Source organism: Flavobacterium sp. 270, from assembly GCF_004368785.1.
GTDB lineage: Bacteria > Bacteroidota > Bacteroidia > Flavobacteriales > Flavobacteriaceae > Flavobacterium.
In genome coordinates, this window is sequence record NZ_SODM01000003.1 from 703,203 (window position 1) to 716,359 (window position 13,157).

Below are 13,157 nucleotides of genomic sequence, written 5' to 3' on the forward strand. Positions count from 1 at the left end.
ATCTGTTGATTTTATAAGGAAAGTAATTTTTGTTTTGCCTGCTTTTGAATGTCTTCAAAAAAGAGTGTAAATTCTTCTTCAAATTCAGCGTAGAATTCTTTTAATTCTTCGCTTGCAAACTGCATTTTAGAAGTGTTTTTTGACCTTCGGTCCATTTGTGTCAAAATGTTGTGAATTCCCTCGACGGTTCGATAACTTAAAAGCCAGTTTCTCTGAATCATATACGGCATTAAATCCTGAGTTTTTTCGCTAAGAATTTCATAGTTTTCATGCAATGAGCTATAGAACCTATTGATGAAACTTTCGAGTTTTTCATCAGAATAATTGCTCCAGTTTTTGGCTAAAAAATGATCGTATAAAATATCTACAATCACGCCGGCATAATGATGGTATTTTTCGTGCAGTCGTTTTGTACTCTGCCTGAAAATATCATGAGAATCGGTGTAAGTGTCTATAAAACGGTGCAGGAGAATTCCTTTTTGTACATCTTCGGGGAAATGCTCAAATTGTTTTCCACGAATACCATCGGCCATAAAATTGCCAATTTTAATCAAATCATTTTCGCCAGAAAGATATATGTGGGCTAGGAAGTTCATTTTTTTAAAGTTGCTAAGATTCTTAGGTGCTGAGTTGCTAAGGTTCTAAGTTATTTTAGTAAAAGTATGAAAACTTTTTTAATCGTCTAAGGGACTAAGGTTCTAAGTTACTAAGCTTCTAAGAATGGCAGCAGTTTCTAAGTTCAAAATCTTAGCAACTCAGCATCTTAGAATCTTCTTTTAAAAATCTTAGCCCCTTAGCACCTAAGAATCTTAGCAACTTTTCTATATTTGTAATAAAATAACCATAACTCACAGAAATGACATTAATAAAATCTATTTCAGGGATCCGCGGGACTATCGGTGGAAAAGTTGGAGATAACCTAACTCCTGTAGATGCGGTAAAATTTGCATCGGCTTACGGAACTTTCCTTAAAAATAATACTTCAAAAGATAAATTAACGGTTGTAATTGGTCGCGATGCCAGAATTTCTGGGCCGATGATTCACAATCTTGTTGTAAATACTTTAATTGGTTTAGGAATTAATGTAATTGATCTTGGACTTTCTACTACGCCAACTGTAGAAGTTGCTGTACCTTTAGAAAAAGCAGACGGAGGCATTATCTTAACTGCTTCTCATAATCCAAAACAATGGAATGCTTTAAAATTATTAAATGCTAAAGGAGAATTTCTTAGCGGTGATGAAGGAGCAAAAATCCTTGAAATTGCAGAAGCAGAAGCTTTTGATTTTTCTGATGTTGATAATTTAGGAGAAATCACGGTAAATGACGCTTATATGGATATTCACATCGACGAGGTTTTAAATTTACCTTTGGTTGATGTTGAAGCTGTAAAAGCGGCTAAATTTAAAGTGGTTGTTGATGGCGTAAATTCTTCTGGTGGAATTATTATTCCGAAATTATTAGAATTAATGGGCGTTGAAGTGGTAAAATTATACTGCGAACCAAACGGACATTTTCCTCATAATCCAGAGCCTTTAAAAGAACATCTTACGGATATTTCTGAATTGGTTGTAAAAGAAAAAGCGCATTTAGGTGTTGTGGTTGATCCAGATGTAGATCGTTTGGCTTTTATTAGCGAAGACGGAGAAATGTTTGGAGAAGAATATACTTTGGTTGCTTGCGCTGATTATGTTTTGAGTAAAACTCCGGGAAATACAGTTTCTAATATGTCATCTTCTCGTGCATTACGTGATGTAACGGTTGGACACAAAGGTAACTACGAAGCGAGCGCAGTAGGCGAGGTGAACGTTGTAGAATTGATGAAAAAAAATAACGCTATAATTGGCGGCGAAGGAAACGGAGGAATTATCTATCCAGAATCTCATTACGGGCGTGATAGTTTGGTTGGAGTGGCTTTGTTTTTAACGCATTTAGCGAATAAAAAAATGTCGGTTTCGGCATTGCGTGCTTCTTATCCGGAATATTATATGAGCAAAAATAAAATCGAATTAACACCGCAAATTGATGTTGATGCGATTTTGGTTGCTATGACAGAGAAATACAAAAACGAAGATATTACGACAATTGATGGTGTAAAAATTGATTTTGCCACAGAATGGGTTCATTTAAGAAAATCAAACACAGAACCAATTATTCGTATTTATACAGAAGCTCCTTCTCAGGAAAAAGCAGATGTTTTGGCGCTTCGAATTATAGATGAAATTAAAGCTATTGCGGGAATTTAATTTTCTTATAAAGTTCAAAAAAAAACTCTTTCATTATTGAAAGAGTTTTTTTTTGACTGAGTTTTTAGTCTTTTATAATTTTGATTGACTTCTTAATCTTGCCGTATGAAGCATTCACAATATAAACACCTTTAGAAAGTTTGTCAGTTATTTTAATATCTTCATTTGTAGAATAAGCATTAGAAGAGAAACACAAAGTTCCTTTCATATCAAAAATCTTTACCGTAAGAGGTTCTGTAAATGCTGACTTTACATGAAGAACCGATTGATTTTTTACAGGATTTGGATAAACCGAAATAGCATCTTTTTCTAATTCCGGATCATTAACGCCTAAGTTGGCTACAGCTGCATCGATATAATTAAAGTTCATATCCTCAGATTTAAAATGAACTTTAAGATATACTTCTCCTTTTGGTAAAGCAACACCATTTACAACTTTGTCAACATAAGTCTGCGCGCCTCCCGTTGCTGCAAAAGTTTCGTCAGTTTTTACTTTTACGCCATTTACACTAATATCAAATTTTCCTGCAATTGTTGCCGAAGCAACTCTAAAAGTCAGATTATAAGTTCCGGCATCAGCAACATTCAGCATAAATTCGTTCCAATCGCCAGCATTTATCAGAGAAACATTTTGTCCCGTATTAGAATCTGTAGTGGTTTGTAATCCGGTTCCTTTTCTGCGATAATGTTTATTGGCAGTAATTCTGCCCGGAACATTCATTTTTTTAGTTGTATAAGTATTGTTGATGTATGCTGTTCCGATAGGTTTTAAAACACCGCTTTGAGAGCTTAGTAATTGTCCTTCGAGCATATCCGTCCAGGTAGGATCAACTCTTCCTGTAAACCAAGAATAACGATAAATATCTGGATCATTTTCAAAATTTGTAATGATATCGGTCATAAAAGCTGTTTTATCAGCAGCAGATTGAATTACTCGGTTTGCAAATTCGGTTACCCAAACCGGGCGATTGAATTTTTTAAGAAGTCCGGTTACACCAATTACAGAACCTGCAGAACTATCGTAAGTATGAAACGAAATGTAATCTACTTTACAAGTCGGGCAAAGACGAAAAAATTCAGTGTGCCAGGCAACAGGATCGCTGTAACCACCATAATTATTCGGGCCATTATAGGCTGGTGATGCACTTACAATTTCAAGGTTTTTTGCAGCAGCAATTTTTTCAACATTAACCCAGGCATTTACGGCTTCTTGTGGCGTTAATCTTGATCCGTCAGTAAAATTAGGTTCATTAAAAGCTAATAAATATTTAGCTCCCGGTTTTATTTTAGCTATAAAATTCTGAACATCAGCATCATTAATTTTTCCCCAAGCCATTGGTACGAATTCAACTCCCAATGATTCATAATCTGCTCTTAGGTCAGTATCGGGTTCTGGAGACCAATTGTACCACCAGGAAACTCCCGGTTTTAAGGCCAGCATATCGGCTTTAGAATGATATCCGTAAGCAATACCACGTTTTGGACTCTGAGCAGAAATAATAGAAATGGTAAATAATAATAAAAGAGTATACGATAATTTTTTGATCATGTTTAATGATTTTTAGGTTTTGTTTTAGATTATAAGGGCGCTTCAAATTTAGGTTGTTTCGTCCTTTATCTGGTTAAAAAAATCATTACAAAAACACATCAAATGTTTTCAGAATTCTAAAGTAATCTTATAGTATTTGAGTTAAAAAGAAAAAAGTCTGAAGAACAATTATTGTTTTTCAGACTTACTTTTATTAATTAACTCGGTGTTTCCATCTTTTATGCGTCCACAAATAAAATTCGGGAGCTTCAAGAATTTGTTTTTCGACCTCGTGCAAATACATTTCTGTAATTTTAAAATCGGGATATTCTCTTGGATGATCTGCAAGCGGAATAAAACTGGCTTCGTAATAGCCGCGTTTTATTTTTTTTACTTTAAAGAAAATAACACTCAAATCGTATTTCTTTGCCAGCATTTCAGATCCGGTATGTACAGGAACTTCAATTCCCATGAATGTACTTGAGTGAAAAATTCGATCCAGTTTTGGAGACTGATCACTCGCAAGACCATAAAGACTTAAAACTCCGTCTCTTTGGTTTTGTGCCATAAGCGGAATTGTTTTTCTGGTTTCTACTAATTCTGTATTGTATTTAGAACGAATTTTTCGAACTAATTTATCAAAATAAGGATTGGCAATTTTTTTATAAACGGCTACTCCTTTAAATTTTAGTTTGGTATTAATGGTAAGAATCCATTCAAAACTTGCATAATGAGAAGTTACCAAAACAGCACTTCTGCCTCTTTTCTCGTATTCCTGAATTACTTCAAGATTGGTAATCGCAAATCTTTTATCCATTTCTTCAGGAGACATACTCATAGTTTTTATCATCTCTAAAAACATATCGCACATATGCTGATAAAACTTTTTTTCGATAACTTTTCTTTCGTTGTCACTTAAATGAGGCAAAGCCAAAGCTAGATTTTCGCGTACGACCTTTCTTCTGTATCCCAAAACATAATATACCAGAAAGAATACAAAATCTGAAAACCAGTAAAATATTCGAAAAGGAAGTATAGAGATAAGCCAGAGAATAGGGTAGGCTAAAATATAAACAAGAAACTGCATGTAAATTTTTTTTACAAATATAAAGTAAAAATGAATAATGCGTGATATTTTAGGTTTTTACTAACTTATCTGTGATATTGATTATATTTACAACTCACTTAAACCGTTTTTATGAATGTTATTTTAGTTGGCTTAATAGTAGCCAATGGACTGGTAACTTACCAGGGTCTTAATGATCTTTCCTTTTTTAGAAAATACGAATTTCATGTAGGAAGTATTCGTTCCGGACAACAAATAAGAATGTTTTCTTCTGGTTTTTTGCATGCAGATTGGGGACATTTCTTTTTTAATATGCTAACGCTTTGGTTCTTTGCGCCAGTGGTTATAGAATGGCTCGGAACAATTTCTTTTCTTTTGATTTATATCGGAAGTTTAATTTTTGGAAGTTTACTCACCATGCTTTTTCATAAAGACGATTATAGTTATAGAGCTGTAGGCGCGTCTGGAGCTGTGACAGGAATTTTATATTCGGCTATTTTATTAGAGCCAAATATGATGCTTGGAGTTTTCTTTGTAATTCCGATGCCGGCTTATTTGTTCGGAATTTTATATTTATTGTATTCGATTTACGGAATGAAAGCCAAAAATGATAATATTGGGCACACAGCACACTTTGGAGGTGCTATAGGCGGTTATTTGATTACTTTGATAAAAGAACCTTCTTTATTTGTAGATCATACGTTGATGGTTATTTTATTGGCGATTCCGATTTTGATACTTTTTGTTATGGCAAAATTGGGGAAACTTTAAGGCTGGCACAACTTTTGAAATGCTTTTATCGAATAATTAAAATTTAACAAAAATGAAAAAACTACTATTATTTTTAACAATCATGTTTATGACTATGTCTTACGGCCAAGAAATGAAACAAATTCCTTTAATTAATGTAAACGGAGAAGGAAAAGTAAAAGTAGCGCCTGATCAGGTTTGTATTTCGGCTACGGTTGAAACAAAAGGGAATAATGCTAAAGACGTTAAAAAAGAAAATGACGTAAAAATGGACGCTGTTTTAAAATTCATCAAAAAAATGAATGTACCTACAGCAGATTTCAAAACTAAACAAGTTTCTCTAAATCCACAATACGATTATGAGAAAAAGAAAACCAGTTATAATGCTACACAAACTGTAGAAATTGTAATGAAAGATTTGTCTAAATACGACGAATTAATGGAAGGTTTGGTACAACAAGGAATTAACCGTTTAGACAGAGTTTCTTTTGAATCTTCTAAATTAGAGCAATACCAATCTGAAGCTAGAAAATTAGCTATGAAAGATGCTAAAGCTAAAGCGGAAGAATATGTATCTGTTTTAGGACAGAAAGTTGGTAAGGCATTTACAATTTCTGATAACTCTCAAATTTATCACCCACAGCCAATGTATGCAGCAATGAAATCTATGGCAGCGGATTCTGCAGGAGCTTCAAATGAAACTTTGGCAATTGGAGAAATCGAAATCACAGCGAATGTAAGTGTGAGTTTTGTTTTAGATTAAACGCTATAAAATTTCAATATAAAAAAATCCAAATCCCAATTTATTGCTGGGATTTGGATTTTTTTTTTGATACTTATTTAACCGTAAGATTACGCAATGTTCGCTAAGAGTTTTTTTTTGCTGGGTTGTGATTGCTCGCAAAGACGCAGAGTCGCAAAGTTTTTATATTCTTTGCGACTCTGCGTCTTTGCGAGATTAAAAACTTTGCGAACATTGCGTAATCTTAGCGTGCCTTGCGGTTAAAAATATCCCGTATTGGAATTTGGAATTTTTAAAATTTGGAATTTAAATCTTAAAAATTAGTATTTACTTTTTTAGAACGATCTGCAATGTAAGAGATCAACCATGTAACTTGTCCTTCTTTTACAAAGTAAATTTTCTTTGTTGCTAAATTCGGAATACTTTCTAATATCCCTACTAATATATTATTTGCAGAAATAAGATATTTTTGGTCGTATGTACTTAAAACTCTCGCAGCTTCTTTATTCGTTTTAGCAAGGTTGCTGAATTTAACGAAATTGTTCTTTAAGATTGCATCATAATTCATAACGTCTTCCATGTTTAGAGCAACAAAATGCTCTTTAACATTTTCATTATAATATAAAGTTGCAAAAGCCCAAACTGCGCCACCTGACAAATACATTTTTTCTTTCTTTTCGATAAGAGGATTTGCGTCAAGCATTTCTTTTATCTTTTTGCGTAGAATTGGATTGTAATCAAAAGATTTTTCCTGGTATGTAGAAAGATCGTTAGCTTGATTTGGATTTACTACCGTTTTTTTAACGGCATCCGTAAGTGTCATTGTACCGAAATCAAGTTCTAAAGGAATGAACTCTAATTTGTTATCATCAAGTTCATCAATATAACCGCCTTTAGTAGTTTGAGCACCAATATCAAGTAAAAGAGCGTTAGCGTAATCAACAGGAGGGATAGCACCTTTAACTAATACTTTAGCTTCTTCATCAACATTCAATACGTCCAATTTTTTATTTGCAATTGAAGTAATTTTAGTCTTTAAAACTTCAACATTGCGGGCAGATGCAAAAACAGGAGCAGCAACGATAAAAATGTTTTCTTCACGGATTTTATATTCCTCTCTTAGTTTCTTCAGTTGATCGACAACTGTAGCGCTAATTTTGTTGATGTCTTCTTCAGGAAGTTCTCCAGTTGTCGCAATGTGTTCGGCAAAATTAAGTCTGTCAGTAGCAAAAGAGATAATCTTGTAATCTGCTTTTCTGATATTATCTACCTCCAGAACAGAAATTTTTATTGCTCTTCGGCCGATTTCAATTCCGCCATAAAGATTTTTTTGAGAGAATGAATTAATGGAAAAAAATAAACTTAGAAGAAGAATTAGAATTTGAAATTTGTTTTTTTTAAGCATTGGATTTAATTATGATTGTTGTGGTATTATTAAATGTATTTGTGTTTATTTTTCAAATTTTAAAGCAACAATACTAATGATAGATCTCAAATATTGCGAATTAAAAAGTGTTTAATTAAAAAACCGCAAATTTATGAAAACATTTACTGATTTAGACGCTGTTATTAAAGAAAATACAATATTTAATCAAATGTTTACTTTTAAATAATACGTTTTACAAAGCTTAATATTTTTACTAAATCCTTTTAGCTTAAAAAAAATCTTACATAAGTTAAAAACAGCAGAAATCTTTAAATGTCTTATTTTAAGTTATTTAAAATATTTGAAGGAATTAGAATTAACATTTTTTTATAAAAAAAACGTTTAAAATTTTGCGTTTAAATTTTTTAACATACTTTTGTTCTACCGAATTAGTAGGGTTTAAAATAAATTAAATACACAGAGATTAAATCTTATTTCACTCTTGAAAAAATAGGAATCATTTGGTAATCTACACCTTAGTTACCGCGATTTAAAATTCTTCAATCTCTAATTCATTAAAAAATAAAAATGAGACTGATCCTTAATTTTTAGGAATAAGATCTTCTAAGACAAACTCAAATAAATAGTAATCGAAAATAAAATAGAAATGAAAAAGCGAATGCATAGCAGATAAAAAAAGACCATTTCTGCTGGAACAGAAATGGTGAAGCTTAAAAGAAATTGTACATCTCTGTAAGGAAGTAAGAATGGAGTAAATCCGTCTGGCTTGCCTTATTTATTAAACTAAAACAAAGTAATGAAAAAAAAATTAAATAGCTATATATGGTTATGTATTTTGTTGATTTCCATAGGAATTAAAGCTCAAGAAACCAAACCATTAATTCAATCGAAACTTGACGGAACTGTAATAGATGCTGTTAGCAAAGATCCAATTATTGGTGCTTCGGTAAACATTAAAGGAACTACACATGGCGTTCAAACAGATTTAGACGGGAAATTTCATTTTCAAACTGGACAAAAATTTCCTTATACCTTAATAGTAAGTTATTTGGGATATAAAAAAGCAGAAGTTGTAGTGAATGCAAATGCTGTTATCATTGAACTTTCTGAAGAACAAAATGTATTGTCTGAAGTTGTAGTTACGGCTTTAGGAATTTCAAAAGAAAAAAAATCTTTAGGATATACAACCCAGTCACTTAAAAGCAAGGATTTAGAAGGTACAAAAGAAACGAATCTTTTAAATGGTCTTACGGGTAAATTGGCAGGAGTTCGTATCACGAATTCTCAGGGAGATATGGGATCTTCTCGTATTGTTATTCGTGGAGAAACTTCTATAGGAGGAAATAATCAGCCGCTCTTTGTAGTAGATGGAGTTCCGGTAGATAACTCTCAATTAGGAACGGTTGGCGGTGCAACCCGAGATTTTAAAAATGCAATTGCAGATTTAAATCCGCAGGATATTGAAACATTAACGGTATTAAAAGGCCCAAATGCTGCAGCACTTTACGGATCACGCGCAGCGCATGGTGTTGTGCTTATCACGACAAAATCTGGAAAAGGTCAAAAAGGATTGGGTATAAGCTTTAGTTCAGGAATTACCATTTCTCAGGTTACTACTTTGCCTAAATTTCAAAATACATTTGGACAAGGATCAAACGGAAAATTCAGTTATGTTGATGGTAAAGGAGGCGGAATTAACGATGGTATTGATGAAAGCTGGGGCCCTAAAATGGACGGACGTCTTATTTCTCAATTTTTCTCAAATGGTCAGGCGGTGCCTTTTGTAGCTCATCCGGATAATGTTAGAGACTTTTTTAATACTGGTATTACTTATGATAATAGTATTTCTGTGGCAAAATCAGATGAAAAATCAGATTTTCGTTTAGGAGTAAACAATCAAAAACAATTAGGAACAGTGCCTAATAGTGAAGTAAACAAAACAAATTTTACGCTTAACACGAATTACCAATTATCTGAAAATATTAAAGTTGGAGTAAATGCCAATTATATTGTAACCGATGCTCCAGCATTGCCAGGAGGACCTTCTGGTAACCGTGCTGCGGGTGTTATGCTTCAGTTTCTTTGGTTCGGACGTCAGGTTGATATTAATGAACTTAGAAATAACAGAGACGTAAACTGGAACAACAGTTATTACAGCAATCCGTATTGGAATGCTTATTATAATACTACAAGTCAGGAGCGTAACCGTATCATTGGAGATATCCATTTGGATGCAAAACTTGCCGACGGGCTTAATTTTAAATTCCGTACCGGAGTTGACTACTATAATGACCGCAGAAAATACACGATTAAATATGGCACAAACGGAACACCTTTTGGTTCTTATGCCGAAGATGCTTATACGGTAAGCGAAAGCAATACAGAAGGGATTTTTACTTATACTAAAAAACTAAATGATAATTTTAGTTTGGATGCTCTTGCGGGATTCAATATCCGTAGTCACAGCGATGCAAACAATTATCAAAAAGCACCACGCTTGGCTGTACCTGATTTATATACATTAACCAATTCAAGAGATCCGTTAACTTCATCTAACGTATTTTCAAAATTGAAAGTATATAGTGGATATGCTTCTGCACAACTAGGGTTTAGAAATTATGCATTTTTAAACTTAACTGCACGTAATGATTGGTCATCTACATTACCAAGCAGTAACCGTTCTTATTTTTATCCTTCTATTAATGGTAGTTTAGTATTATCTGATGCTTTGAATCTAAAAAGTAGCACGCTTGATTTCTTAAAGCTTCGTGGCGGTTGGTCTGAAGTGGGTAACGATGCAGATCCATATCAATTGTCTACGGTTTATAATTTTCAAACTGCTTTTGACGGAAATCCAATTCAAACCTCTTCTCAGAAAAAACTTAATGAGAACCTGAAACCGGAAACAACGCGATCTAGCGAATTTGGTTTAGAAGCTTCATTCTTTAAAAATAGATTACATCTTGATGTTGCTTATTATAACACCAATAGTTTAGACCAGATTCTGGAGATAAAAACAACAGCCTCTAGTGGTTATAATTCGCAATTAATCAATGCAGGAAAAATAAACAACCACGGTATAGAAATTCAATTGGATGGAAATCCTATTCAAACAGATAATTTTAAATGGAATGTTGGTTTAAATTATTCAAGTAATAAAAGTAAAGTTGAGATTCTTGACTACGATGGAAATATTCAAAACTATACCATCGGTACTTCTGGCGGTGTAGATGTATTGGCATCGGTAGGACAAGCTTACGGAGCACTTTATGGTACAGCTTATCAGCGTGACGCAAACGGTAATATAGTAGTTGGTGCTAACGGACTGCCAAAAGCTGATCCTGCAAAGAAAATATTAGGACATTATACTCCGGATTATTTAGCTGGTGTTACCAACACATTGACTTATAAAAATCTTGAACTTTCATTTCTTATTGATGCAAGTGTAGGCGGACAGATTTTTTCTGGAACGAACAGAACGGGTAATTATACTGGCGTACTGGCTCAAACAATGCCGGGACGTGATGCAGCCAATGGCGGGTTAAGTTACTATTACCCAGGAAATAATACTGGTAATGGAAGAACTTTGGTATCAGGCGGAGTAGCTCCAAGTGGAGTAACGGTATATGACGACGGTATGATTTTTAACGGAGTTTACGCTGATGGAACTCCTAACATTCAGGTTATTAGTGCGCAGGAATATTACAAAGCATCATACAATATTAGTGAAGCTTATATCTACAGTTCATCTTATGTAAAACTAAGAGAAGTAAAACTTACTTATAATTTAAATAAGAGCTTTACTAAAAAACTGGGATTAGCAGGAGCAAGTATTACTGCAGCAAGTCGTAACCTTTTCTTTATTTATAAAGACGTACCAAATATAGATCCTGAATCTGCTTTCAATACTGGAAACGCACAAGGGTTGGAGAGTTTAACATTGCCAACTACCAGAAATTTCAGCCTTAATGTTAATCTTAAATTCTAAAAACACAGAATCATGCTAAAAAACTTATCCTATATATTTCTATTTGCATTAACGTTGAGCTCTTGCAGCGACAACCTGGATGATACGAATAAAAATCCAAATGCAACCGAAACTCCATTAGCGCCTTACCTTTTAACAGGATCATTAAAACAAGGTGCTGACTTATATTGGGGATCAGACAATAATTTTAACTCGTCTTTGCTTTTTGTACAACATTGGGCTAAAATTCAATATACAGAACCAGACACATACGATGTATCTAACAGTTCTTTCATTACTTTGTGGAATACCGGATATGCAACCTTAATTACGGATTTGAACACGATTCTGAATTTCTCAGATCAGCAGGCGAATTCAAATTATAAAGGAATTGCATTGACTTTACGTTCATGGACATTCTTATTGTTGACAGATGCTTACGGAAATATTCCTTATAAAGAAGCAGGACTAAAAGTAACGCCGGCATATAACACTCAAAAAGAAGTGTATACAGGATTGCTGGAGGATTTGAAAAAAGCCCAATCTTTATTAAGTACAACAAATGGCGCTGTAACTGGTGATTTGGCTTATAAAGGTGATATTTTAAAATGGAAAAAACTGGTAAATTCGCTTCGTTTACGTATAGCGTTAAGAATTTCAGATAAAGAACCGGCTTTAGCTAAACAAGCTGCAATTGACGCAACAACTGATGCTGCAGGTTTAATTAGCAGTAATGCAGAAACTTTTCAGTTTGTTTATATCAGTTCGCCTCAGCAAAATCCGGCTTCGGCTTGGTTTGAAACCCGCGATGATTTCCGTATATCGAAAACATTGGTTGATAAATTAAACGAATTATCAGATCCGCGTTTGCCTGTTTATGCGCAATTACCATCTGATGCAACTGTAGGTAAATATGTTGGTGGTGCAAACGGATTGTCAAATAGTGATGCTAATAGTCAGGGTTTTGCCAAAACATCAAAACCGGGAACTTACTTCCTGACTTCGCAGTCACCGGCCGTAATTGCTTCGTATTCTGAAACGTTGTTTAATCTTGCAGAAGCAGCAGCACGTGGTTATATTGCCGGAGATGCAGAACAGTTTTATAAAAATGCAATTACTGCATCGTTAAATCAATTTGGTATTACCAATGCAACAACTGTAACGACTTATTTAAATCAGGCAACTGTAAAGTATGATGCATCAAATTATGCTAAATCAATAGGGACACAAAAATGGATTGCATTCTACGGACAAGGTCTTGATGCTTTTGTGGAGTGGAGAAGACTTGACTATCCGGTACTTAAAGCTGGACCGTCTACGGTTTTAGACGGACAGATTCCTTCTCGTTTCTTCTATCCGGGTACAGAACAATCATTAAATGGCTCTAGCTACCAAGCAGCAATAGCGGCTCAGGGAAAAGACTTATTAACTACAAAATTATGGTTTGATGCCAAGTAAGCTGGATTCTGGCA

The 13,157-nt window shown here is 34.0% G+C and carries 9 protein-coding genes; 5 read left to right on the plus strand and 4 right to left on the minus strand.

The features are described 5' to 3' along the window. Window positions 1-11: 11 nt before the first annotated feature. On the minus strand, window positions 12-596 hold the full coding sequence (locus tag EV144_RS14540) for an ACP phosphodiesterase (RefSeq protein ID WP_134149871.1): 585 nt from the start codon (window positions 594-596) through the stop codon (window positions 12-14). Window positions 597-856: 260 nt separating this feature from the next. On the opposite strand from EV144_RS14540, the gene glmM reads away from it, so the two are divergent. Continuing rightward, window positions 857-2,245 (plus strand): phosphoglucosamine mutase, encoded by a 1,389-nt coding sequence (gene glmM, locus EV144_RS14545; protein ID WP_134149872.1) that lies wholly within the window; start codon window positions 857-859, stop codon window positions 2,243-2,245. 64 nt (window positions 2,246-2,309) lie between these two features. Here the strand turns inward: glmM and EV144_RS14550 are convergent, their stop codons facing one another. After that, a complete protein-coding gene (locus tag EV144_RS14550; RefSeq protein WP_134149873.1) occupies window positions 2,310-3,794 on the minus strand; it encodes a glycosyl hydrolase in 1,485 nt (494 codons plus the stop codon). A gap of 193 nt (window positions 3,795-3,987) precedes the next feature. Further along, entirely contained in the window at window positions 3,988-4,860 is an 873-nt protein-coding gene (locus EV144_RS14555) for a lysophospholipid acyltransferase family protein (RefSeq protein WP_134149874.1), read from the minus strand. A gap of 111 nt (window positions 4,861-4,971) precedes the next feature. On the opposite strand from EV144_RS14555, the gene EV144_RS14560 reads away from it, so the two are divergent. Beyond that, window positions 4,972-5,610: a rhomboid family intramembrane serine protease gene (locus EV144_RS14560; protein ID WP_134149875.1), complete on the plus strand. Its 639-nt coding sequence runs from the start codon at window positions 4,972-4,974 to the stop codon at window positions 5,608-5,610. A gap of 52 nt (window positions 5,611-5,662) precedes the next feature. Further along, window positions 5,663-6,352: an SIMPL domain-containing protein gene (locus EV144_RS14565; RefSeq protein ID WP_134149876.1), complete on the plus strand. Its 690-nt coding sequence runs from the start codon at window positions 5,663-5,665 to the stop codon at window positions 6,350-6,352. A 292-nt stretch (window positions 6,353-6,644) separates the two neighbouring features. Here EV144_RS14565 and EV144_RS14570 read toward each other — a convergent pair whose 3' ends face one another. After that, complete coding sequence (locus tag EV144_RS14570; protein WP_134149877.1) at window positions 6,645-7,736, minus strand: exopolyphosphatase; 1,092 nt, start codon at window positions 7,734-7,736, stop codon at window positions 6,645-6,647. 778 nt (window positions 7,737-8,514) lie between these two features. Between EV144_RS14570 and EV144_RS14575 the strand changes: the two genes are divergently transcribed. Further along, entirely contained in the window at window positions 8,515-11,706 is a 3,192-nt protein-coding gene (locus EV144_RS14575) for a SusC/RagA family TonB-linked outer membrane protein (RefSeq protein ID WP_134149878.1), read from the plus strand. A gap of 12 nt (window positions 11,707-11,718) precedes the next feature. Next, a complete protein-coding gene (locus EV144_RS14580; RefSeq protein ID WP_134149879.1) occupies window positions 11,719-13,143 on the plus strand; it encodes a SusD/RagB family nutrient-binding outer membrane lipoprotein in 1,425 nt (474 codons plus the stop codon). Window positions 13,144-13,157: the final 14 nt, after the last annotated feature.